This window comes from Saccharothrix stipae (genome assembly GCF_054781895.1).
The window spans coordinates 356,662-380,044 of record NZ_BAAGTN010000031.1 but is presented as its reverse complement, the minus strand read 5'-3'; the positions used below and the strand labels follow the sequence as shown (position 1 = coordinate 380,044).

The following is a 23,383-nucleotide window of genomic DNA, read 5'->3' as shown; positions in this document are numbered from 1 at the left end:
GTGGTACGTGTGTCCGCTAGTCGGACTAGGCTGGCCGGCGGACCTTGGGAGCCGCGGATCGGGTTTGACGGGATCGATTAAGTTCACCGCCGGCCGTCACCACCGCCGCCTAGTGAGTTTGGAGCTGGAAGTCAGTGTCCGTCACCGATGACATCGCCCGGTTGACCGAAGCCCACCTGCCTGAAGACTGGACCGACCTCGACAAGCGCGCGGTGGACACCGCGCGCGTCCTCGCCGCGGACGCCGTGCAGAAGGTCGGCAACGGCCACCCCGGCACCGCCATGAGCCTCGCGCCGCTCGCGTACACGCTGTTCCAGCGGGTCATGCGGCACGACCCGGCCGACGCCGACTGGATCGGCCGCGACCGGTTCGTGCTCAGCGCGGGCCACTCCAGCCTGACGCTGTACGTGCAGCTGTTCCTCAACGGCTACGGCCTGGAGCTGGACGACCTCAAGGCGTTGCGCACCTGGGGCTCCAAGACCCCGGGCCACCCGGAGCACCGCCACACCAACGGCGTGGAGATCACCACCGGCCCGCTGGGCCAGGGCCTGGCCGCCGCGGTCGGCATGGCCATGGGCGCGCGCCGCGAGCGCGGCCTGTTCGACCCGGACGCCCCGGTCGGCCAGAGCCCGTTCGACCACCACATCTTCGTGATCGCCTCCGACGGCGACATCGAGGAGGGCGTGACGTCCGAGGCGTCGTCCCTGGCGGGCACCCAGAGGCTGGGCAACCTGACCGTCGTCTACGACGACAACAAGATCTCCATCGAGGACGACACGACGATCGCGCTGTCCGAGGACACCGCGAAGCGCTACGAGGCCTACGGCTGGCACGTGCAGGTCGTCGAGGGCGGCGAGAACGTCGCCGGCATCCTGGAGGCGCTGGAGAACGCCAAGGCGGAGACCGAGCGCCCGTCGTTCATCCTGCTGCGCACGATCATCGGCTACCCGGCGCCGAACAAGCAGAACACCGGCGCGGCGCACGGCTCGGCCCTGGGCGCGGACGAGGTCGCCGAGGTCAAGCGGATCCTGGGCTTCGACCCGGAGCAGACCTTCGAGGTCGCCGACGAGGTGCTGGAGCACACCCGTTCGGTGATCAAGCGCGGCGAGGCGGCCAAGTCGGAGTGGCAGCGCTCGTTCGACGCGTGGGCCGAGGCGAACCCGGAGCGCAAGGCGCTGCTGGACCGCCTGGTCGCGCGCGGCCTGCCCGAGGGCTGGACCGACGCGCTGCCGTCGTGGGAGCCCGACGCCAAGGGCGTGGCCACCCGCAAGGCGTCCGGCGAGGTGCTGAACGCGCTGCGCGACGTGCTGCCGGAGCTGTGGGGCGGCTCGGCCGACCTGGCCGAGAGCAACAACACCACGATGAAGGGCGCGGACTCGTTCGGCCCGGAGTCGATCTCCACCAAGATGTGGTCGGCCAACCCGTACGGCCGCACGCTGCACTTCGGCGTCCGCGAGCACGCCATGGGCTCGATCCTCAACGGCATCGCGCTGCACGGCCCGACCCGCCCGTACGGCGGCACGTTCCTGGTCTTCAGCGACTACATGCGCCCCGCGGTCCGGTTGGCCGCGCTGATGAAGTCCGCAGTCACCTACGTGTGGACGCACGACTCCATCGGCCTGGGCGAGGACGGCCCGACGCACCAGCCGATCGAGCACCTGGCCGCGCTGCGCGCGATCCCCGGCCTGACCGTGCTGCGCCCCGGTGACGCCAACGAGACGGCCGCCGCCTGGCGCGCCGTGGTCGAGAACCCGACCGGCCCCGCCGGCATCGCGTTGACCAGGCAGAACCTGCCGGTGCTCGAAGGCACCAAGGAGAAGGCCGTCGAGGGTGTCGCCCGCGGCGGCTACGTGCTGGAGGGCGAGGGCGAGCCGGAGCTGATCCTCATCGCCACCGGCTCGGAGCTGCAGATCGCGGTCGAGGCCCGGAGGGTGTTCGAGGCCGAGGGCGTGGCCGCCCGGGTGGTGTCCATGCCGAGCGTCGAGTGGTTCGACGCGCAGGACAAGGGCTACCAGGAGCAGGTGCTGCCGTCGTCGGTGAAGGCGCGGGTGGTGGTCGAGGCGGGCATCGCCCAGCCGTGGCACCGGTTCGCGGGCGACGCGGGCGAGATCGTCTCCATCGAGCACTTCGGCGCGTCGGCGGACTACCAGACGCTGTTCCGCGAGTTCGGGTTCACGACCGAGAACGTCGTCGCGGCGGCCCGCCGGTCGCTCGCCAAGGTCAAGTGAACCCCGGACCGTTGGACGCAGAGACCTCATTGGAGTTGACGAGATGAGCACCAATCCGCTGGCCGAGCTCAGCGACGCGGGCGTGTCGATCTGGCTGGACGACCTGTCCCGCGAGCGCCTCAACACCGGCAACCTGGCCGGGTTGATCGCCGACAAGCACGTCGTCGGCGTGACCACGAACCCGACGATCTTCGCCTCCGCCCTGGCCAAGGGCGCCGCCTACGACGAGCAGGTGCGCGAGCTGGTCGCGCGCGGCGCGGACACCGAGGCGGCGGTCCGCGAGATCACCACCGCGGACGTGCGCCACGCGTGCGACCTGTTCCGCGACATCTACGCCGCCACCGACGGCGTCGACGGCCGCGTGTCGATCGAGGTCGACCCGCGGCTGGCCAACGACACCGAGGCCACCGTCGCCGAGGCGCTCGACCTGGCCAAGGCCGTGGACCGGCCGAACCTGCTGGTGAAGATCCCGGCCACGGTCGAGGGCCTGCCCGCGATCACCCGGGTGCTCGCCGAGGGGATCAGCGTGAACGTGACGCTGATCTTCTCCGTCGAGCGCTACCGGCACGTGATGGAGGCGTTCATCGCGGGGCTGGAGCAGGCCAAGGCCAACGGGCACGACGTGCGCGGCATCCACTCCGTCGCGTCGTTCTTCGTGTCCCGGGTGGACAGCGAGATCGACAAGCGGCTCGACGCGCTGGACACCCCGGCGGCGGCCGGGCTGCGCGGCAAGGCGGCCATCGCGAACGCGGTGCTGGCCTACGCGGCGTACGAGGAGACGTTCGCCGGCGAGCGCTGGGAGGCGCTGGCGGCCGCGGGCGCCCGCGCGCAGCGTCCACTGTGGGCGTCGACCGGCGTGAAGGACCCGCAGTACTCCGACACCCGGTACGTGGACCAGCTCGTGGTGGCCGACACGGTCAACACGATGCCGGAGAAGACCCTGCACGCGGTCGCCGATCACGGCAAGATCGAAGGCGACGTGGTGACCGGGCGCGCGGCGCAGGCGCAGGAGGTCTTCGACGGGCTGGTCGAGGTCGGCATCGACCTGGACGACGTGTTCGTCGCGCTGGAGACCGAGGGCGTCGACAAGTTCGAGAAGTCGTGGGCCGAACTGCTCGACACGGTCACCGGACAGCTGAACCAGGCCAAGGGCTGAGGACGAGGACGCAACGATGACCGAGGTGATCTCCGTGGAGATCGTCCGCACGCCGAACCAGAACCAGGTCGACACCGTCGTGGGCGACCTGGTCCGGGATTCGGCTCCGAGCAGGCTCACCGCAGGCGACGCCACGCTGTGGGGTCCCGAGGCGGAGCCGGAGGCGTCGATCCGCTTGGCGTGGACGACGTTGCACGAGACGTCCCGCCCGCTGGTCGCGGAGATCACCGCGCTGCGCGACGAGCTGCTCGCCGAGGGCGTGGACCGGGTGGTCCTCGCCGGCATGGGCGGCTCGTCGCTCGCGCCCGAGGTGATCACGGGCACGGCGAACGTGCCGCTGGTCGTGCTCGACACCACCGACCCCGGTCAGGTGGCCGAGGCGTTGGCGGGCGACCTGCACCGCACGGTGCTGGTGGTGTCGTCCAAGTCGGGCGGCACCGTCGAGACCGACAGCCACCGGCGGATCTTCGAGGCCGCGTTCACCGCCGCGGGCATCGACGCGGCGTCGCGGATCGTCGTGGTGACCGACCCGGGCTCGCCGCTGGAGGCGGCGTCGCGGGAAGCGGGCTACCGCAAGGTGTTCCTGGCCGACCCGCACGTGGGCGGCCGGTACTCGGCGCTGACCGCGTTCGGCCTGGTGCCCTCGGGCCTGGCCGGCGCGGACGTGGGCGAGCTGCTGGACCAGGCCGCCGCCGCCGCGCCGCTGGTGTCGGCCGACTCGGCGGACAACCCGGCGGTGGTGCTGGCCGCCACGTTCGCGGTGGCGCACGCGCACGGCGCGGAGAAGATCGTGTTCGCCGACACCGGCTCCGGCATCGCCGGGTTCGGCGACTGGGCCGAGCAGCTGATCGCGGAGTCGACCGGCAAGAACGGCACCGGCCTGCTGCCCGTGGTGGTCGAGGGGCCGGGCGCACCCGGTTTCGTGGACGCCCGCACGGACGCCACGACCGTCGCGATCGGACCGGCCACCGGCTCGTCCACCCTCGCGGTCGAGGGCACGCTCGGCGCGCAGTTCCTGGTCTGGGAGTACGCGACCGCGCTCGTCGGCCGGGTGCTGGAGATCAACCCGTTCGACCAGCCCGACGTGGAGGCGGCCAAGAAGGCGTCCCGGTCGCTGTTGGACTCCGCCGCGCCGCCGTCGGTCGAACCGGCCTTCGTGGACGGACCGATCGAGGCCCACCCCAGCGAGGGGTGGCTGCCCGCGGACGTGAAGACCGTCGCCGAGGCGTTGCGGGCGCTCATCGCCGCCGCGCCGGAGCACGGCTACCTGTCCGTGCAGGCCTACCTGGACCGGCTCGACGACGCGTCGTTCGCCCTCGTTCGCCCCGAGTTGGCGCAGCGTTCACACCTGCAGACCACCTTCGGGTGGGGGCCGCGGTTCCTGCACTCGACCGGCCAGTACCACAAGGGCGGTCACCAGAACGGCGTGTTCCTCCAGCTGAGCGGGGCGTCCGAGACCGAGTTGGACGTGCCGGGCAGGCCGTACGACCTCAGCACGTTGCAGTCGGCCCAGGCGCTGGGTGACGGCCAGGTGCTCGCCGAGCGCGGTCGCCCGGTGCTGCGGCTGCACCTGACCGACCGCGTCGCCGGGCTGGCCCAGCTCGTCGAGGCAATCCAGGAGGACGGTTCGTGAGCGAGCTCGCGAGGTCACGATCCAACGCAGCAGTGTGCGCTCATCTGTCCGACGAGCTCGGCGAGGAGGTCCGATGAGTGCTCCCACGAGGCGCAACCCGCTGCGCGACCCGCGGGACAAGCGGCTACCGCGCATCGCCGGGCCCTCCGGCCTGGTGATCTTCGGCGTGACCGGTGACCTGTCGCGCAAGAAGCTCATGCCCGCGATCTACGACCTGGCCAACCGCGGCCTGCTGCCGCCGGGCTTCGCGCTCGTCGGCTTCGCCCGCCGCGACTGGGCCGACCAGGACTTCATGCAGGTCGTGCACGACGCGGTCAAGGAGCACGCGCGCACGCCGTTCCGGCAGGAGGTCTGGAACCAGCTCGCCGAGGGCATCCGGTTCGTCCAGGGCACGTTCGACGACGACAGCGCGTTCGACTCGCTCGCCGCGACCCTGTCCGACCTGGACCGCGACCGCGGCACGGGCGGCAACCACGCGTTCTACCTGTCGGTGCCGCCCAGCGCGTTCACCACGGTGGTCAACCAGCTCAAGCGCGCGGGCCTGGCCACGCCGCCCGCCGACAAGCCCGACCAGTGGCGCCGGGTGGTCATCGAGAAGCCGTTCGGCCACGACCTGGCCAGCGCCAAGCAGCTCAACAAGACCGTCAACGACGTCTTCCCCGAGGAGTCGGTGTTCCGCATCGACCACTACCTCGGCAAGGAGACGGTGCAGAACATCCTGGCGCTGCGCTTCGCCAACCAGCTCTACGAGCCCATCTGGAACGCCAACTACGTCGACCACGTGCAGATCACCATGGCCGAGGACATCGGCCTCGGCGGTCGCGCGGGCTACTACGACGGCATCGGCGCGGCCCGTGACGTGATCCAGAACCACCTGCTCCAGCTGCTCGCGCTGACCGCGATGGAGGAGCCGGTGTCGTTCCGGCCGAGCGACCTGCGCGCGGAGAAGGTCAAGGTGCTCTCGGCGACCCGGACGATCGGGCCGTTCGACGCGACCACCGCCCGCGGCCAGTACACCGGTGGCTGGCAGGGCGGGCAGAAGGTGCTCGGGCTGCTGGAGGAGGGCGGGTTCGCCAAGGACTCGGTCACCGAGACCTACGCGGCCATCACCTGCGAGGTGAACACCCGGCGCTGGGCGGGCGTGCCGTTCTACCTGCGCACCGGCAAGCGCCTGGGCCGCCGCGTCACCGAGGTGGCCGTGGTGTTCAAGCGCGCGCCGCACCTGCCGTTCGACGACACCTCGACCGAGGAGCTGGGGCAGAACGCCCTGGTGGTCCGGGTGCAGCCGGACGAGGGCGTGACCATCCGGTTCGGCTCCAAGGTGCCGGGCAACTCGATGGAGGTCCGGGACGTCACGATGGACTTCGGCTACGGCCACGCGTTCACCGAGTCCTCCCCCGAGGCCTACGAGCGGTTGCTGCTCGACGTGCTGCTCGGCGAGCCGTCGCTGTTCCCGAAGAACGACGAGGTCGAGCTGTCCTGGGAGATCCTGGACCCCGTCCTGAGGCACTGGGCCGCCACCGGCGCCCCGGAGAAGTACAAGGCAGGCACCTGGGGGCCGGCGTCGGCGGACGAGATGCTGGCCCGCACCGGCAGGCACTGGAGGCGTCCGTGATCATCGACCTGCCCTCGACGACCACGTCGCAGGTCAACAGCAAGCTCGTGCGGCTGCGCGAGGAAGGCGGCGCGGTCACCCTCGGCCGGGTGCTGACGCTGGTCATCGTGACCGACGACGGCACGAAGACCGAGGAGGCCATCGACGCGGCCAACGACGCCAGCCGCGAGCACCCGTGCCGGGTGATCGTGGTGGCGCGCGGCGCGCGCAAGGCCGCGCCCCGGCTCGACGCGCAGATCCGCGTCGGCGGTGACGCGGGCGCGTCCGAGGTGGTCGTGCTGCGCCTGTACGGCGAGCTGGCCAACGAGGGCGCTTCGTGCGTCGTGCCGCTGCTGCTGCCGGACACCCCGGTGGTGGCGTGGTGGCCGAACGAGGCGCCCGCCGTGCCCGCGCAGGACCCGATCGGGCAGCTCGCGCAGCGCCGGATCACCGACGCGGCGGCGGAGAAGAACCCGATCAGGGCGTTGGAGCAGCGCAAGGCGGGCTACACCCCCGGTGACACGGACCTGGCGTGGACGCGGCTGACGTTGTGGCGGGCGATGCTCGCGTCGGCGTTCGACCTGCCCCCGTACGAGAAGGTCACCGAGGCCGAGGTGAGCGGGGAGAGCGACTCGCCGTCGACCGACCTGCTGGCCGCGTGGCTCGCCGGGTGCCTGCGGGTGCCGGTGAAGCGGGCGAAGGCCAGCCGCGGCGAGGGCATCGTGGACGTGCGGCTGGAGCGCCGGTCCGGTGTGGTGGAGCTGTCGCGCCCGGACGGCAAGGTCGGCACGTTGACGCAGCCCGGCCAGCCGGAGCGGCGGGTCGCGTTGCAGCGCCGCCAGGTGCGTGACTGCCTGGCCGAGGAGCTGCGCCGGCTCGACCCGGACGAGGTGTACGAAGCGGCGCTGCGGTCGTTGGGCAAGGTCGTGCGCGGTCGGACCGCGCCGAAGGCCGCCACGGTGGCGCGCAAGCCGGCGCGGGCCGCGTCGGGCGCCGCCAAGGCGAAGCCCGAGGGCGGGCTCGTCACCCAGGTCGCCGACACCGCCGCCAAGCCCGCCGCTGGTCCGGTGGACGGCAAGGCCCCGGTCGACGCCGAGGTGGCCGCCAAGTCGGACGGCCGGACGGACGGCAAGGTGGACGCCAAGTCGGCGAAGGCCGCGGTGAAGTCCACCGTGAAGTCCGCGCCGAAGGGCTCGGCCAAGACCGCCGCGAAGACCCCGGCCAAGGCGGCGCCCAAGGCGGCGAAGTCGAAGGCCGGCTCGTGAGCCGTCCCGAGGTGGTGGTGCACCGCGACGGCGACCTGCTGGCCGCCGCCACGGCCGCACGCCTGGTCACCAGCCTGGTGGACGCGCAGACCGCACGCGGATCGGCGTCGCTGGTGCTGACCGGCGGGCGGACCGGCATCGCGGTGCTGGAACACCTGCGCGCCACGCCCGCCCGGGACGCGGTGGACTGGAGCCGGGTCGACCTGTACTGGGGCGACGAGCGGTTCCTGCCCGCCGGGCACCCGGACCGCAACGAGACCCAGGCACGGGAGGCGTTGCTGGACCACGTGCCGGTGCCGGCTGAGCGGGTGCACGTGATGGAGCCGTCGGACGGGCGGTTCGGTGACGACCCGGAGGCCGCCGCCCTGGCTTACGCCGAGGTGCTCGCCGCCGCCGCGCGCCCGGAGGACCACGGGGCCGTGCCGTCGTTCGACGTGTGCCTGCTCGGCGTCGGCGAGGAGGGGCACGTGGCCTCGATCTTCCCCGAGTCCCCGGCGGTGCAGGAGCGGGAGCGCGGCGTCGTCGCGGTGCGCGACTGCCCCAAGCCGCCGCCGACCCGAGTGAGCCTCACCCTGCCCGCGATCCGCGCGGCCCGGGAGGTGTGGCTGATGACGACCGGTTCGGCGAAGGCCTCGGCCGTCGCCACGGGTCTCACCGACGCGGGCGAGGCGCTGCTGCCGGCCGCCGGCGCCCGTGGGCGGCAGCGCACCCTGTGGCTGCTCGACCAAGCCGCCGCGGCGAAGGTGCCGTCCTCCGCCTGACCCACCGCGTTCCGCTGCCGCCGTCGTCCGTCCTCCGGGCACGGCGGCAGTCGGCTTTCTCGGGGGTGATCTGCCGCACTCGGGACCGGCTTTCCCGCACGTTGTCCGCTCACCGGACGTTCGCGCTCGCAATTTTGTGCGCCGCCCGGCGTCCCGTTCGGGTAATCAGAGCATCTCGAAGGGTGAGTGGGGTCGATCGAGCACGTCGGGGGCGGGAAGGCGGGTCATGCCAAGCGTGATGACAGCGCAGTACGGTGAGGACCGGCGGATGGCTGACACAGGAGGTCGGACCCTGGCCGGCGACGCTGTCAAGGGGCTGCCGAGCGGTCGGGACAACGGCGTTGCGACCGAACGGGTGCCGCGTGCTGCGTTCCTCCGGGTGCTCGGGCGGTTGGCGGGGCGGTTGCTCGGCCGGCACCGGCAGCTGGCGTTCGACGCGGCGGCCGTCGGCATCGCGGCGCTGGACGTGTGGCTGCGGGTCGTGCCCGAGGCCGAGCCGTACAACTACGTGCTGTCGATCATCTCGGTGGCGGCGGTGGCGTTGCGCAGGCGGTTGCCGTTCCTGGTCGTGCTGGTCACCGTGCCCGGGTTCCTGGCCGGGTGGGCGCAGTTGGCGGCGATGATCGCGCTGGGCACGTTGGCGCGGCAGACGTTGTTGTCGCGGCAGACCTACATCGGGGCCGGGTTGGTGTGGCTGAGCAGGTTCTTCGTGTGGCCGCCGGACGAGTTCGTGGCGTTGGACTGGAAGACGCACGTGCACAACGCCATCTACGGGTGCATCGTCGCGGGGATGCCGATCGCGATCGGGTTGCTGGCGCACGCGCGGGAGGAGTTGTCGGCGCGGATCGGCGAGCTGGCGGCGAGCCGGGAGCGGGAGCGGTTTCTGCACGCCCACGCGGTGCGGGCGGACGAGCGGGCCAGGTTGGCGCGGGAGATGCACGACGTCGTGTCGCACCAGGTGAGCTTGATCGCGATGCAGGCGGGTGCGCTGCGGATGGCGGCGGCCGATCCGGATGCCAGGCAGGTGGCCGGGACGATCCGGATGCTGAGCACGAGGACGTTGGACGAGCTGCGGCAGCTGGTGAGCGTGCTGCGGACGACCAACGGTGACGACTCACCCCAGCCGAGGATCGAGGACCTGCCGCAGCTGGTGAGCACCACGGGCATCCCGGCGACGTTGACCGTGCAGGGGCCGGTGGACGACCTGCCGGCCTCGGTGTCGGGGGCGGTGTACCGGACGGTGCAGGAGGCGTTGACGAACGTGCGGAAGCACGCGTGCGGCGCGCCGACGTCGGTGTTGGTGGTGGCCGATGCCGACCAGCTGCTGGTGGAGGTCCGCAATGACGCGCCGGACGGGGCGGAGGGTTTGGGCGACGGCGCGATGACGCCACTGCCCGGCGGTGGTCACGGGCTGGTGGGGCTGAGGGAGCGTGCGGCGCTGTTGGACGGTGAGTTGGAGGCCGGCCCAACGGACAGCGGCGGCTTCGTCGTCAGGGTAACGTTTCCCCTGGTCAGGACTTTGGAGGCCTGAGGGTCCGGGTCGCTCAATCGGGTGATCTCAGAACAATCGAAACCAGAAACGCTGTTATCATCGACCTGAAACGTCGGTTGGAACAACGAGGAGCGCCGACCGACCCCGGGCCCTTGCACCACGACCGACACCCTCGGGCGACGACCACGCGCCGGCCGGTGGCCGTCGCCGGAGCCAGCAGGCGGGCGGCCGGCAGCCGGAGACGGGCGGCTGACGGACGGGCGGCCGAACGCGGTCGGCCGCCGGCAGGCGAGCAGGGTCAGCGGCCGCCGGACGCGGGGAGAAGGAACGCGCGGTCAGCCGGCGGACAGCGGCCGTACGGGGTCAGCGGAGGGCCGAGCGCCGGGTCGCCACGGCCGTGCACACGGCCGCCGCCACACCCAGGCCGCCGCACACCAGCGCCGGCCACAGGTCGGGCGTGTGGCGCAGCAGCACGGATGGCAGGAGCCACACCGCCACGCCGAGCCCGAACCCCAGCGGCGCGGCCGCGATCACCGCTGCCGGACCCGCCTGGTGCCGGCGCAGGGATCGCAGGATCGACTCCAGGTAGGCGAGCGCGAAGAGCAGCAGCACCACGCCGCCCGCGCCCATGATGCTGATCAGCGGGTGCGTGAGTGGCTGGAGGGAGTAGTCGGTGGACTTGCCGTCGGCGGTCACCGTGGCCACCACCGCGCCGCCCACGATCCAGCGGCTCGCGCCGGGAAGCTCGAAGGCCAGCGGTGAGGGTGAGGTGGCGGAGGTGGCGGGAGCGTCGGAGGCCTTGGGGGTGGCGGGGACGTCGGCCAGCGGGATGCCGGCGGCGGTCACGGTGAGTCTCGCGGTCGCCGGGTTGCCGCCCTCGCCGATCAGGACCGGCTTGCTCAGGTCGGCGGCGTGCACGGGAAGGTCGCGGCCGGGTGCGGCGAAGGGGAGTGCGATCAGCAGTGCCGCCGCAAAGGCGGCCGCGAAGGCGAACCAGCGGGCGGGTTTCGGTGCGGCCATCACCTGGGCCGCAGGCACGAGGGTTTGCGCGCCCAGTCGCGCGGGCGTCGGCGGTGTGTCCACCAGCGTCGCCCGAACGGGGATGTCCAGCGTTTCCCGCGGCACGGAGAGACCCGTCCCGGCGGGCCGGGTGCCGGCGGCGGCCACGTGCGGGGTCAGGTGGACCGGCGTCCCCAGTCGGAGCAGCCAGTCCCGGCCGAACAGCTCGGCCGCCGCGCCCGCCAGGTCCACCGCGAACGTCTCCGCGTTGCGGTACCGGGCCTGAGGGTCGCGTTCAATCCCCCGCATGATCACTCGGGCGAGTGGATCTGGTACCTCGATCAGGGGTCTGGGCTGCTGGTGGACGTGACGCTGGATCATCGCCAGCGCCCCACCCCCGCTGTCGAACGGCAGCCGGCCGCTCAGCAGCTCGTACAGCACCGTCGCCGCGCCGTAGACGTCAGCCGCCGGGCTCAGCGGGTTGCCCAGGGCCTGCTCCGGCGACAGGTACGCGGGCGTCCCGAGCACCTGCCCGCCGTGCGTCACCAGCGTCGCCCCCTCGCTCACCACCTGCGAGATCCCGAAATCGGCGACCTTGAGCACCCCACCCGCGGTGAACAGCAGGTTCTTCGGCTTCACGTCCAGGTGCAGCACACCGGCCCCGTGCGCGGCGTGCAGGCCGGACAGCATCGCCAGGCCGAAAGCACACGACGAGGCCGGGGTAACGCCTGATCCGGTGAACTTCGACCACACCGTGCCACCGTCGAGCTTCTCCATCACCAGCAGGTGCTCGCCGAGGTCCTGGACGTAGTCGTACACGGGCACGATGTGCGGGTGGTCGAGCCGCGCCAGCAACCGCGCCTCGTGCGCGAACCGCGCGCTCATCCGCTCGTCCGACGCGAGCACGCCGGGCAGCCGCTTCACCGCCACCGCCCGCCCCAACGGCCGGTGCACGGCCGCGTACACGACCCCCATCCCGCCGCGCCCGATCTCACCGCCGATGTCGTACTGGGGCAGCGCCGCGACGACGTTCGCCGACACCGTCACGCGACACCGCCGGGCAACGGCCGGGTGATGCGCTGCGTGCTCTCCGGGTCGGTCGGCACCTCGTCGGCGGCGGGGTGCGGTGTCAGGTAGCCGAGCGCGAACGCCGCGGCCGCCGAGCCGAGGATGAACGGGATCTCGGCGGCCGGTGACGGTGCCATGATCCGCAGCACGGACAACGAGATGACCGCGACGAGCCCGGTGCCGACGCCGGCGGGCAGGAACCGCATCGCCCGCTGCCACCGGTTGGCGGGCAGTCGGCGGCGGGCCAGCGCGATCAGCGCGCCCGCCCACGCCAGCAGGGTCAGCCCGAACACCGCGAGCCCGAACACCCCGTACACCGACCACATCGACCCGCGCACGTCACCGGTCGCGCCGATCGACGCGATGACGTCGCGGTTGGTGTCGAGCACTTCCAGCTCGGTGGGCAGCAGGCCGGTCGCCTGGGCGCCGAGTTGCCCGAGGTCGAGCACGAACCCGCGGGTGACGCTCTGCTTGGCGGGCACGTCGAACGGCACGGTGGTGTCGTAGGAGAAGAAGGTCAGCGCCAGCGCCGTGCCGGACAGCCGGATCGCCTTGACGTGCCGCACCGTGTCCGATCCGTTGTGGACGGTGACGGAGATGCGGGAGGAGCCGGACGGGTCGAGCAGCAGCGCGTCCTCGCCGACCGGGGTGCCGTCCACTGTGGCGTCGATGGTGACCGCGTCCCCGGCGGCCAGGACGGCCGAGTCCCCCGCCGCGATCGTGACCGCGTCCCCGGCGGCGTGGGCCGGGGCGACGCCGAGGAAGATCCCGCACAGGAGCAGTAAACCGACGCTGCTCATAATGCGTCTCACAAGGGCACCTCATCGGTGGGTAGCGGACTGGTCCGGGGGTCGGGTATGCGATCGGCAGGAACACTAGCTCTACTCGGTGCCCTGGCACATGGCGTTGCGGTGCTTGTAGCGGCACCGGTATCGGCGCAGCCGCAGGGTGTCGCGACGGCGAGCCCGGACTCGGGTCCGGCGGGGACCACATTCACGGTGAGCTGGTCCGGTGTGTACCTCGACCCGGACTGCTCGGACTACGCGGTGCAGATCGTCTGGGACGGCAGGCGGGTGGTCGGCGGCGGCCGGCACGCGGGTCGCGGCGCGGGGTCGGGCACGGCGACGGTGCCGTCGGACGCGGGTGTGGGCGGGCACCGCGTCACGGTCCGCCCGGTGTGCGCGGCGACGTCGAACCCGTCGGACGGCTTCACGGTCACGCCGACACCGACCACGACCACCACCGCGCCGCCGGTCACGACGACGACCGCTCCCCCGGTGACCACGACGACCACCACACGTCCGCGCGTCACCACGACGATTCCGTCGACCACTACCACCACCACGACGACCACCACGACCACGACCGACAGTTCGCCCGCGTCGACCACGACGACGCCGTACGACGGTGACGGCGCCCTGACGCTGGACAAGGACAACATCCAGCCGGGCGACCCGTTGACCGCCACGGGCACGGGTTGCGACCCCGGGTCGTCGGTGCGGCTGAGCTCGCTGGGCGAGGACGTCGGCACCACGAAAGCGGACAACTCGGGCACGTTCAGCACGAGGGTCGAGTTCACCACGATCCAGCCGGGCCGCCACGTGATCCGCGCCGACTGCGGGGTGGTGCTGGTCGGCAGCGTGGACGTGGCGTTGACCAGCTCGACCGGCGGCACGACGTCCACCTTGGTGGTGCTGGTGTTCTTCCTGCTGGTGGGCGCGATCCTGGTGCGGCGGCAGTTCACGGGCCTGTTCACCAAGCGCCGCTGAGCACGACGCGACAGCCGAGCACACACGACGGCCCCCGCGGAAACTCCCGCGGGGGCCGTCGTGCCGTTCTCGCCTGGACCTGACTAGGGCTCTTCGCGCTGCTTGCGCAGCTTGATGAGCGCCTCTTCGAGGATCGCCTCACCGTCCGCGTCGGAGCGCCGCTCCTTCACGTACGCCAGGTGCGTCTTGTACGGCTCGTTGCGCGGCGGAGCAGGGGGTGCCTGCTCGTCGCGCCCCGCCGGAAGACCGCACCGGGGGCAGTCCCAGTTCTCCGGGATCTCGGCTTCGACCGCGAACGACGGCCGAGACTCGTGCGCGTTCGCACACCAGTACGACACCCGACGTCGGGGCGCGGACTCGCCGCGCTCCGATTCGCCCATCGGGCCTGCGCCGACGCGGGTACCGCGAATCGCGTTACCACCAGCCATCGACCCTCACACCCCCACCACGTGGATTCCCTGTGTCCGCGTCGGCCGACGCCGTCGGCGCCCGCCGACCTGTGTCAGTTGACCTTCATCAACAGCCCGATGCCCACGATGGCGATGACCCAGACCGCGCCGACGAACAGCGTCAGCCGGTCGAGGTTCTTCTCCACCACGCTGGAACCGGACAGGCTGGACTGCATACCGCCGCCGAACAACGAGGACAGACCGCCGCCGCGCCCGCGGTGCAACAGCACGAGCAGGATCAGCAGCAGGCTGGAGACGATCAACAGGATCTGAAGGAACAGGATCATTTCTTCCTCGCTGTCAGGCAGGTGACGCCACAGAGTACCCGGTCGACTGCCGACCGTGGACCACCGCGGGGGGAGTGCGTGTCAATCACATCAGGGTAGAGGTCCACCCGCGGCGAGCGCGCACAGCTTGGCGAACTCGTCCGCATCCAGGCTCGCACCACCGACAAGGGCACCGTCGACGTCCTTCTGGGCGATCAGCTCGGCGATGTTGCCGGACTTGACCGAGCCGCCGTAAAGCACTCGAACGGCCGAAGCGACGTCCTCGCCGTAGAGCTCGGCGAGCTTGACCCGGATGGCGGCGCACACCTCCTGCGCGTCGGCCGACGAGGCGACCTTGCCGGTGCCGATGGCCCACACCGGCTCGTAGGCCACGACGACGTCGCGCACCTGCTCGGCGGTGAGGCCCTTGAGGCCCGCGACGAGCTGGTCGGTGCAGTGCTCGACGTGCCCGCCGGCCTCGCGGACGTCGACGTGCTCGCCGAGGCAGAAGATGGGCGTGACGCCGTGCTTGAGGGCGGCCTTGACCTTCTTGTTGACGACCCCGTCGTCCTCGTTGTGGTACTCGCGGCGCTCGGAGTGGCCCACGGTGACGTAGGAGCAGCCGAGCTTGGCCAGCATCGGGCCGGAGACGTCACCGGTGTAGGCGCCCGAGTCGTGCGGCGACAGGTCCTGCGCGCCGTACTTGAGCAGCAGCTTGTCACCGTCGACGAGGGTCTGGATGGAGCGGATGTCGACGAACGGCGGCAGCACCGCCACCTCGACCTTGGCGAAGTACTTCTCCGGCAGCGAGAAGGCGATCTTCTGCACCAGGGCGATGGCCTCGAGGTGGTTGAGGTTCATCTTCCAGTTGCCCGCGATGAGGGGCTGACGCTGAGCCATCACGCCTCCAACACAGACACGCCGGGGAGCTCTTTGCCCTCCAGGTACTCCAGGGACGCCCCACCGCCGGTGGAGATGTGCGAGAACCCGTCCTCGGGCAGGCCGAGGGCGCGCACGGCCGCGGCCGAGTCGCCACCGCCGACCACGGTGAACGCGTCGCTCTTGACCAGCGCCTCGGCCACCGCGCGGGTGCCGCCGGAGAAGGCCTCGAACTCGAACACGCCCATGGGGCCGTTCCAGAACACGGTCTTGGCGTCGGCGAGCTTGGTCGCGAACAGCTCGCGGGTCTTCGGCCCGATGTCCAGGCCCTGCCGGTCGGCGGGGATGGCGTCGGTGGCCACGACCTCGAACTCCGCGTCGGGCGCGAAGTCGGTGGCCGCGAGCACGTCGACCGGGAGCACGAGCTCCACGCCGCGCTTCTCGGCCTCGGCGAGGAAGCCGCGGACCTGGTCGAGCTGGTCTTCCTGGAGCAGCGAGCCGCCGACCTCGTGGCCCTGGGCCTTGAGGAAGGTGTAGGCCATGCCGCCGCCGATCAGCAGCCGGTCGACCTTGGTGAGCAGGTTCGCGATGACGCCGAGCTTGTCGGAGACCTTCGCGCCGCCCAGGACGACGACGTACGGGCGCTGGAGGTCGTCGGTGAGCTTGCGCAGCACCTCCACCTCGGCCAGCACGAGGCCGCCCGCGTAGTGCGGGAGCTTGTGGGCCACGTCGTAGACCGAGGCCTGCTTGCGGTGCACGACGCCGAAGCCGTCGGAGACGAACGCGTCGGCCTTGGCGGCCAGCTCGTCGGCGAGGGCGGCGCGCTCGGCGTCGTCCTTGCTGGTCTCGCGGGCGTCGAAGCGGATGTTCTCCAGCAGCACGACGGTGCCGTCACCGGCGGTCTCGGTGCCGATCTCGACCGTCTGGCCGAGCAGCTCGCCGAGTCGCACCGCGACCGGCGCGAGGGAGAACTTGGGGTCGGGCTCGCCCTTGGGGCGGCCCAGGTGGGCGGCGACCAGCACGCGGGCGCCCGCGTCCACGAGCGCCTTGAGGGTGGGGACCGACGCGCGGACGCGGCCGTCGTCGGTGATCCGGTCGCCGTCGAGGGGGACGTTCAGGTCGGCGCGCACGAGGACGCGCCGACCCGAGACACCCTCGCTGAGCAGATCGTCGAGAGTCTTCACAGCGAGTGATCCGTCTCTTCGCTCAGAGCTTGCTGGCGACGAGGTTGACCAGGTCGGCGAGGCGGTTGGAGTAGCCCCACTCGTTGTCGTACCAGCCGACGACCTTGACCTGGTTGCCGATGACCTTGGTCAGCGGCGCGTCGTAGATGCACGACGCCGGGTCGGTGACGATGTCGGCCGACACGATCGGGTCGGTGTTGTAGCGCAGGTAGCCCTTCAGCGGGCCGTCGGCGGCGGCCTTGTAGGCGGCGTTGACCTCGTCCACGGTGACCTCGCGGCCCACGGTGACGGTGAGGTCGGTGGCCGAGCCGGTGGGCACGGGCACGCGCAGGGCGTAGCCGTCGAGCTTGCCCTTGAGCTCGGGCAGGACCAGGCCGATCGCCTTCGCGGCACCGGTGCTGGTGGGCACGATGTTCAGCGCGGCGGCACGGGCGCGGCGCAGGTCCTTGTGCGGCGCGTCCTGGAGGTTCTGGTCCTGGGTGTAGGCGTGGATCGTGGTCATGAGGCCACGCTCGATGGTGAAGCTGTCGTGCAGCACCTTGGCCAGGGGGGCCAGGCAGTTCGTGGTGCACGAGGCGTTCGAGATGACCGTCTGCGAGCCGTCGTACTGGTCGTCGTTCGCGCCCAGCACCACGGTGAGGTCCTCACCCTTGGCCGGCGCGGAGATGATGACCTTCTTGGCGCCACCCTCGTCGACGTGCTTGCGCGCGGCCGAGGCGTCGGTGAAGAAGCCGGTCGACTCGACGACGACGTCGACGCCGAGGTCCTTCCAGGGCAGCTTGCCGGGGTCGCGCTCGGCCAGGGCCTTGATGACCTTGCCGTCGACCGCGATGCCCTCGTCGGTCACGGTCACCTCGCCGTCGAGGCGGCCGAGGATGGAGTCGTACTTGAGCAGGTGGGCCATGGTGTTGACGTCACCGAGGTCGTTGAAGGCGACGATCTCGATGTCGTGCCCGCTGGCCTGAACGGCGCGCCAGAAGTTGCGACCGATGCGGCCGAAACCATTGACACCTACGCGAACCGTCACGGTGAGTCTCCTCGGTACTCGACTGGCGTTGTCCGCCAGGGGCGTGCAGTCATGGGCTGACCAGGCAGCCGGGAGTCAGCCTAGCCTCCGGCATGCGTCCCTGGTCACGTGGACCTCCAGGATCTCTTTATCGAACAAGAAAATCCAGCTTGACCGGCTTGTTACCTCGGAGTAACCCGGTCGCGGCGGGAACGCGACTCCGGAGTGCGGCTCACGGCGCCTCGGCGTGGGGATCGCCCGCACCCAGCGTATGACGCTCCGTGCCCGGGTGCAGGACACGTGCCCGGTGCCGCACGGTGCTCGTTCTGAGCGTTGAACTCGGGTGTTCCGAATGTAGGACACGCGCGTTCTGAACGTAGGACACGCGCGAGGTGTACGTATCGTCACGATGCGTTGAACGGGCTACGTCCAGAGCTACACCACCGAGTTAAGCTGCGCCGCTTTTTCTTCGAACTTGTGGCGGTGGGTAGTGGCGCTGGTAACTGACGAACCGTCTCCCGCGCTGGTCCGCGCCGCCCCCGACCGCCCCACCGCCCGGGCCGACATCCAGGGCCTGCGGGCGTTGGCCGTCGGGCTGGTCGTGCTCTACCACCTGCGCCCCGACCGGCTGCCCGGCGGCTTCGTCGGCGTCGACGTCTTCTTCGTGATCTCGGGCTTCCTGATCATCGGCACGCTCACCGGCGAGATCCGGCGCACCGGCCGGGTGCGGCTGCTCGACTTCTACGCCCGCCGCATCCGCAGGCTGCTGCCCGCCGCCACCGTCGTGCTGCTGGGGGTCACGGCGGCGGTGTTCGCGCTGCTGCCCACGTCGCGGTGGCCCGTCGTGCTGCGGGAGGTGGTGTTCTCCGCGGTCAACGCGCAGAACTGGCTGCTGGCCGTGCTGTCGAACGACTACGGGCACGCCACCGCGGGCGCGTCACCGGTGCAGCACTTTTGGTCGCTGGCCGTGGAGGAGCAGTTCTACCTGGTCATCCCGCTGGTGCTGCTGGGCGCGGCGGTCCTGGCGGCACGTCGGGGCGGCCGGCCGGTGCGGTACGCGGCGGTCGCGGTCGGCGTGATCACGGTCGCGTCGCTGGCGTTCTCGGTCTGGTACACGCCGGTCGACCCCGGCGCGGCGTACTTCGTCACGCCGACCCGGATGTGGGAACTCGGCCTGGGCGGCCTGGCCGCGATGGCGGGGCCGCGGCTGCGGCTCGGTGCGGCGGCACGCCTGCTGCTCGCCTGGGGCGGCCTGACGGCGGTGCTGGTGAGCGCGTTCCGGTTCGGCACGGACATGGCGTTCCCGGGCTGGGTCGCGGTGCTGCCGACGGTCGGCACGGCCGCCGTGCTGGTCGCCCGGGACGGCTCGCTGGCCCGCGTGCTGGGCCTGCGGCCGCTGACCTACGTCGGTGACGTCTCCTACAGCCTGTACCTGTGGCACTGGCCGGTGATCGTGTTCCTGCTGGAGGTGACCGAACGCGAGGTGCTGAGCCGGACGGAGGTCCTGGTCGCCGCCGGGGCGAGCCTGGTGCTGGCGGCGTTGTCCAAGCACTTCGTCGAGGACCCGTTCCGGCGACCCGCCGGCCGCAGGCGCACGACGTACGGGATCGGCGCGGCGCTCGTCGCGGTGACCGTGCTGGTCGCGTCGGGTGGTTGGGCGTCGGCCGAGTCGACGCTGGCCGCGCTGCGCGGCCGGTCGGTGATCGACGCCGAGCACCCCGGCGCGGTGGCCCTGGACCCGAGCCGCCCGCCGGCGGTGCCGGCCGGGGTCCCGCTCGCACCCGCGCCGGCCGTGGCGGAACAGGACTGGCCGCACGACGACTGCGTCACCCGTGACCTGGGCGACGGGCTCTCGTCGTGCGTGTACGGCAAGTCCGAGGCGGCCAAGACCCTGGTGGTCGTCGGCGATTCGCACGCCGGGCAGTTCAGCACCGCCCTGGCCGAGTTCGTGCGGGGCGGGACGGGCGCGGACTGGCAGGTGCACGTCATGGTGCGCAGCGGCTGCCCGTTCTCGACCGTGCCGCCGTCGAGCGCGGGCATGCCGCTGACGGTCTGCTCCGAGGACAACCTGAAGAAGCTCGACCACATCCGCGAGCTGAGGCCCGACCTGGTCGTCACCGCCGCCATGTCGCCCGAGTCCTACCTCAAGGACCTGGACTGGACGTGGGACTCGCCGGCGCGCATGGTCGACGGCTACCGGACCGTGCTCGCCGCGTTGGCCGAGGCCGCCATCCCGGTCGCGGTGATCCGGGAGCTGCCCAGGCCGGGTGTCCCGGCCGTGCCGTGCCTGCAACGCCACGAGGACGACCCGGGCCACTGCGACACGCCCCGCGCGAAGGCCGTCGGCTCGCCGACCGACCCGCTGGCCGACGCCGCGGCCGGGCTGCCGGGCGTGCGGGTGGTGGACCTGACCGACTGGATCTGCCGTGCCGACACGTGCCCGGCCGTCGTCGGCAACGTCGTCGTCTACCGCGACAACCACCTCACCGACACCTACGTGAGGTCCCTGTCGTACCCGCTGGTCGCCGCCCTGGGACTCCGCTGAGAACGCGCCTCGGGCGACCACGGCGCGTCCTGAGCGTTGAATTCGGGGGTCCTGAACGTAGGACTCACGCGTTCTGAACGTAGGACTCACGCGTTCTGGAGGTAGGACACGCGTGTTCTGGAGGTAGGACACGCGGGGGTGGAGGTAGGACACGCGGGGGTGGAGGTAGGACACGCGGGGGTGGAGGTTGGGGCTCGGGGGGTGGAGGTGGTGCTTGGGGTTAGACCTCGGCGTCGAGCATGTCCGCGGTCACGGCGGACTCGGTGTCGGGCATGCCCAGTTCCTTCGCCCGCTTGTCGGCCATCGCCAGCAGGCGGCGGATGCGGCCCGCGACGGCGTCCTTGGTCATCTGCGGGTCGGACAGCTGGCCCAGCTCCTCCAGCGACGCCTGGCGGTGCGCCAGCCGCAGCGCGCCGGCAGCGGCCAGGTGGTCGGGCGCCTCGGCACCCAGGATCTCCAGCGCGCGCTGCACCCGCGCGGCGGCGGCGACCGCGGCACGGGCCGAACGGCGCAGGTTGGCGTCGTCGAAGTTCGCCAGCCGGTTCGCCGTGGCACGCACCTCGCGGCGCATCCGGCGCTCCTCCCAGGCCAGCACGCTGTCGTGCGCGCCCAGCCTGGTCAGCATCGCGCCGATCGCGTCGCCGTCCCGCAGCACCACGCGTTCCGCGCCGCGCACCTCGCGCGACTTCGAGCCGATGCCCATCCGCCGCGCCGCGCCGACCAGCGCCAACGCCGCCTCCGGCCCCGGGCAGGTCACCTCCATCGACGACGACCGGCCCGGCTCGGTGAGCGAGCCGTGCGCCAGGAACGCGCCGCGCCACGCCGCCTCCGCGTCGCACACCCCGCCCGACACGACCGGCGCGGGCAGCCCGCGCACCGGACGTCCGCGCGGGTCGAGCAGACCGGTCTGCCTGGCCAGGCCCTCGCCGTCCTTGACCACGCGCACCACGAACCGGGTGCCCTTGCGCAGGCCGCTGGAGGTGATGGTGAACACGTCCGACTGGTGCCCGTACAACTCGTGGATCTCCCGGCGCAGCCGCCGTGCCGTGGAGCCCAGGTCCAGCTCCGCCTCGACGACCACCCGTCCGCCGACGATGTGCAGGCCGCCGGCGAAGCGCAGCAGGGAGGCGACCTCCGCACGTCGGCAGCAGGTCTTCGAGACGGCCAGCCTGCTCAGCTCGTCCTTCACCGCCGACGTCATCGCCACGGCGCCTCGCCTCCCCTGCTCGTCCGGTCTTCCTGGAGGGTTGTACTCGACGCCCCGTCGGTCCCGACAGCAGGGCCGGCCAACGCCCGGGTGATGCTCGACGCCAGCGCGGTCGGGTCGTGCCGGTCCGGCGCGCCCGCCACCGCGATCGGCGCGAGGTGCGCCGCAGCGCCGAGAGCTGCGGCGGCCCGGCGCAGCCGGTCCGGCACCGGCACCGCGTCGACGTCCGCGATCACCGCGTCCACCCGCAGCGCCGGCGCGTGCTCGCACAGCACGTCGAGGTGCAGCTCCGGCGAGAAGCCGTCGGTTTCCCCCGGTTGGGGGACGAGGTTGAGCACGACGACCTTGCGCGCCGACGTGCGGACCAACGCGTCGTGCAGCTCGGGCACGAGCAGGTGCGGCAGCACGCTGGTGAACCACGAGCCGGGTCCGAGCAGCACCACGTCCGCCGCCAGCACCGCCTCCACCGCCTGCGGGCAGCCGCGCGGCGCCTCACCGGGACCGCCCGGGCCGTTGAGTCGGATCCGCTGCACGCGCCCCGGCGTGGTGGCGATCGCCACCTGGCCACGGATGCGGCGCACCACGTCCGCGTCGTCGTCCAGCCCGGTCACGTCGGCCTCGATCGACAACGGCTCGGTGCACATCGGCAGCACGCGCCCGCGCACGCCGAGCAGCCGGCCCGCCGCCTCCAGCACCGCGACCGGGTCGCCGAGCTGCTCCAGCAGACCGGCCAGCACGAGGTTGCCCACCGCGTGCCCGGCGAGGGCGCCGGTGCCGCCGAACCGGTGCTGGAACAACGTCGCCCACAGCGCGCTCGACGAGTCACCACCGGCCAGCGCCACCATCGCCTTGCGCAGGTCACCGGGCGGCAGCAGGCCCAGTTCGCGGCGCAACCGCCCCGAGGAGCCGCCGTCGTCCGCGACCGTCACCACGGCCGTCACGTCGTCGGTCACCCGGCGCAGGGCGGTGAGCGTGGCGTGCAGCCCGTGCCCGCCGCCCAGCGCTACCGCTCTGACGCTCACTCGCGTCCCAGGTCCCGGTGGACGACCTTGACCGCCATGCCGTCCTCGCTGGCCAACCGGCCCGCCAGCTCCTCGGAGATGGCCACGCTGCGGTGCTTGCCGCCGGTGCAGCCGACCGCCAGCGTCAGGTACCGCTTGCCCTCGCGCCGGTAGCCGGCGCCGATGAGCCGCAGCAGCTCGTGGTAGCGGTCCAGGAACTCGTCCGCGCCCTCCTGGGTGAGCACGTAGTTGCGCACGTCGCCGTCCAGGCCGGTCTGCTCGCGCAGCTCCGGGATCCAGAACGGGTTCGGCAGGAACCGCACGTCCATCACCAGGTCGGCGTCCATCGGCAGGCCGTACTTGTAGCCGAACGACAGCACCGTGACCCTGGTGCGGGTCGCCGACTCGGTGCCGAAGGTGTCCTCGATCTTGGCCCGCAGCTGGTGCACCGACAGCCCCGAGGTGTCCAGCACCAGGTCGGCCTCCTCGCGCAGCGGCGTGAGCAGGATCCGCTCGTTCTCGATGCCGTCGGCCAGCCGGCCGTCGGCCTGCAACGGGTGACCGCGCCGCACCGACTCGAACCGGCGGATCAGCACCGCGTCGGTGGCCTCCAGGAACAGCACCTTCGGCTTGTAGCCGCGCGCGTCCAGGTCCTTGATCACCGCCGCCAGGTCCTCGGTGAACGCGCGGCTGCGCACGTCCATCACCACCGCGACCCTGGTGATGGCGCCCCTGGCCTGCGCGCCCAACTCCACCATGGTGGCGATCAGCTCGGGCGGCAGGTTGTCCACCACGAACCACCCGAGGTCTTCCAGGCACTTCGCCGCGGTGCTGCGGCCCGCCCCCGACAGGCCCGTCACCACGGCGACTTCGATGCCGGA

General features: G+C 71.9%; 19 protein-coding genes. 9 read left to right on the top strand and 10 right to left on the bottom strand.

What is annotated here, in order from left to right:
* Positions 1-134 precede the first annotated feature (134 nt).
* The 7 genes from tkt to ACYVLT_RS40090 all read left to right on the top strand — a co-directional run bounded on the left by tkt (position 135) and on the right by ACYVLT_RS40090 (position 10,168).
* Positions 135-2,228, top strand: a complete 2,094-nt coding sequence (gene tkt / locus ACYVLT_RS40120) for a transketolase (protein ID WP_461125376.1) — start codon at positions 135-137, stop codon at positions 2,226-2,228.
* Between the two features lie 43 nt (positions 2,229-2,271).
* Positions 2,272-3,384, top strand: coding sequence for a transaldolase (tal, locus tag ACYVLT_RS40115; protein WP_461125375.1), 1,113 nt, complete (start codon positions 2,272-2,274; stop codon positions 3,382-3,384).
* A 16-nt stretch (positions 3,385-3,400) separates the two neighbouring features.
* Entirely contained in the window at positions 3,401-5,017 is a 1,617-nt protein-coding gene (locus ACYVLT_RS40110; RefSeq protein WP_461125374.1) for a glucose-6-phosphate isomerase, read from the top strand.
* Between the two features lie 73 nt (positions 5,018-5,090).
* Positions 5,091-6,632: a glucose-6-phosphate dehydrogenase gene (zwf, locus tag ACYVLT_RS40105; RefSeq protein WP_461125373.1), complete on the top strand. Its 1,542-nt coding sequence runs from the start codon at positions 5,091-5,093 to the stop codon at positions 6,630-6,632.
* A complete protein-coding gene (opcA, locus tag ACYVLT_RS40100; RefSeq protein WP_461125372.1) occupies positions 6,629-7,876 on the top strand; it encodes a glucose-6-phosphate dehydrogenase assembly protein OpcA in 1,248 nt (415 codons plus the stop codon). Before zwf ends, opcA begins: the two co-directional genes overlap by 4 nt.
* Positions 7,873-8,637 (top strand): 6-phosphogluconolactonase, encoded by a 765-nt coding sequence (gene pgl, locus ACYVLT_RS40095; RefSeq protein WP_461125371.1) that lies wholly within the window; start codon positions 7,873-7,875, stop codon positions 8,635-8,637. The genes opcA and pgl overlap by 4 nt, the downstream gene beginning before the upstream one ends.
* Positions 8,638-8,905: 268 nt before the next feature.
* Positions 8,906-10,168 carry a sensor histidine kinase gene (locus ACYVLT_RS40090; protein WP_461125370.1) on the top strand — a complete coding sequence of 421 codons (1,263 nt, stop codon included), beginning with the start codon at positions 8,906-8,908 and terminating at the stop codon, positions 10,166-10,168.
* 324 nt (positions 10,169-10,492) lie between these two features.
* Here ACYVLT_RS40090 and ACYVLT_RS40085 read toward each other — a convergent pair whose 3' ends face one another.
* On the bottom strand, positions 10,493-12,175 hold the full coding sequence (locus ACYVLT_RS40085) for a serine/threonine-protein kinase (protein ID WP_461125369.1): 1,683 nt from the start codon (positions 12,173-12,175) through the stop codon (positions 10,493-10,495).
* Positions 12,172-13,008: a hypothetical protein gene (locus tag ACYVLT_RS40080; protein WP_461125368.1), complete on the bottom strand. Its 837-nt coding sequence runs from the start codon at positions 13,006-13,008 to the stop codon at positions 12,172-12,174. Before ACYVLT_RS40080 ends, ACYVLT_RS40085 begins: the two co-directional genes overlap by 4 nt.
* Positions 13,009-13,194: 186 nt before the next feature.
* Between ACYVLT_RS40080 and ACYVLT_RS40075 the strand changes: the two genes are divergently transcribed.
* Complete coding sequence (locus tag ACYVLT_RS40075; RefSeq protein ID WP_461125367.1) at positions 13,195-13,965, top strand: hypothetical protein; 771 nt, start codon at positions 13,195-13,197, stop codon at positions 13,963-13,965.
* A gap of 83 nt (positions 13,966-14,048) precedes the next feature.
* Here the strand turns inward: ACYVLT_RS40075 and ACYVLT_RS40070 are convergent, their stop codons facing one another.
* From ACYVLT_RS40070 to gap, 5 genes are all read right to left on the bottom strand, one after another.
* Positions 14,049-14,393, bottom strand: coding sequence for an RNA polymerase-binding protein RbpA (locus ACYVLT_RS40070; protein ID WP_033440747.1), 345 nt, complete (start codon positions 14,391-14,393; stop codon positions 14,049-14,051).
* 74 nt (positions 14,394-14,467) lie between these two features.
* The gene (gene secG / locus ACYVLT_RS40065) at positions 14,468-14,701 is read right to left on the bottom strand and encodes a preprotein translocase subunit SecG (protein ID WP_360449807.1); all 234 of its coding nucleotides are present in this window, start codon (positions 14,699-14,701) and stop codon (positions 14,468-14,470) included.
* 90 nt (positions 14,702-14,791) lie between these two features.
* Positions 14,792-15,580, bottom strand: coding sequence for a triose-phosphate isomerase (tpiA, locus tag ACYVLT_RS40060; RefSeq protein WP_461125366.1), 789 nt, complete (start codon positions 15,578-15,580; stop codon positions 14,792-14,794).
* Positions 15,580-16,743: a phosphoglycerate kinase gene (locus tag ACYVLT_RS40055; RefSeq protein WP_461125365.1), complete on the bottom strand. Its 1,164-nt coding sequence runs from the start codon at positions 16,741-16,743 to the stop codon at positions 15,580-15,582. Before ACYVLT_RS40055 ends, tpiA begins: the two co-directional genes overlap by 1 nt.
* A gap of 22 nt (positions 16,744-16,765) precedes the next feature.
* Positions 16,766-17,770, bottom strand: coding sequence for a type I glyceraldehyde-3-phosphate dehydrogenase (gene gap / locus ACYVLT_RS40050; protein ID WP_073894620.1), 1,005 nt, complete (start codon positions 17,768-17,770; stop codon positions 16,766-16,768).
* 469 nt (positions 17,771-18,239) lie between these two features.
* On the opposite strand from gap, the gene ACYVLT_RS40045 reads away from it, so the two are divergent.
* The gene (locus tag ACYVLT_RS40045) at positions 18,240-20,294 is read left to right on the top strand and encodes an acyltransferase family protein (RefSeq protein WP_461125364.1); all 2,055 of its coding nucleotides are present in this window, start codon (positions 18,240-18,242) and stop codon (positions 20,292-20,294) included.
* A gap of 220 nt (positions 20,295-20,514) precedes the next feature.
* Here the strand turns inward: ACYVLT_RS40045 and whiA are convergent, their stop codons facing one another.
* Genes whiA through rapZ form a run of 3 tightly spaced genes read right to left on the bottom strand, consistent with a single transcriptional unit; the run spans position 20,515 to position 23,377 of the window.
* A complete protein-coding gene (whiA, locus tag ACYVLT_RS40040; RefSeq protein WP_360449796.1) occupies positions 20,515-21,501 on the bottom strand; it encodes a DNA-binding protein WhiA in 987 nt (328 codons plus the stop codon).
* Positions 21,492-22,523, bottom strand: a complete 1,032-nt coding sequence (locus ACYVLT_RS40035; protein ID WP_461125363.1) for a gluconeogenesis factor YvcK family protein — start codon at positions 22,521-22,523, stop codon at positions 21,492-21,494. Before ACYVLT_RS40035 ends, whiA begins: the two co-directional genes overlap by 10 nt.
* Positions 22,520-23,377, bottom strand: a complete 858-nt coding sequence (gene rapZ, locus ACYVLT_RS40030; RefSeq protein WP_461125420.1) for an RNase adapter RapZ — start codon at positions 23,375-23,377, stop codon at positions 22,520-22,522. The genes ACYVLT_RS40035 and rapZ overlap by 4 nt, the downstream gene beginning before the upstream one ends.
* Positions 23,378-23,383: the final 6 nt, after the last annotated feature.

What these genes read in the sequence shown, in the direction of transcription:
- secG (WP_360449807.1), bottom strand. Translation starts at nt 14,701, where the DNA reads ATGATCCTGTTCCTTCAGATCCTGTTGATCGTCTCCAGCCTGCTGCTG.
- zwf (WP_461125373.1), top strand. Translation starts at nt 5,091, where the DNA reads ATGAGTGCTCCCACGAGGCGCAACCCGCTGCGCGACCCGCGGGACAAG.
- tpiA (WP_461125366.1), bottom strand. Translation starts at nt 15,580, where the DNA reads ATGGCTCAGCGTCAGCCCCTCATCGCGGGCAACTGGAAGATGAACCTC.
- tal (WP_461125375.1), top strand. Translation starts at nt 2,272, where the DNA reads ATGAGCACCAATCCGCTGGCCGAGCTCAGCGACGCGGGCGTGTCGATC.
- ACYVLT_RS40110 (WP_461125374.1), top strand. Translation starts at nt 3,401, where the DNA reads ATGACCGAGGTGATCTCCGTGGAGATCGTCCGCACGCCGAACCAGAAC.
- ACYVLT_RS40090 (WP_461125370.1), top strand. Translation starts at nt 8,906, where the DNA reads ATGGCTGACACAGGAGGTCGGACCCTGGCCGGCGACGCTGTCAAGGGG.
- ACYVLT_RS40070 (WP_033440747.1), bottom strand. Translation starts at nt 14,393, where the DNA reads ATGGCTGGTGGTAACGCGATTCGCGGTACCCGCGTCGGCGCAGGCCCG.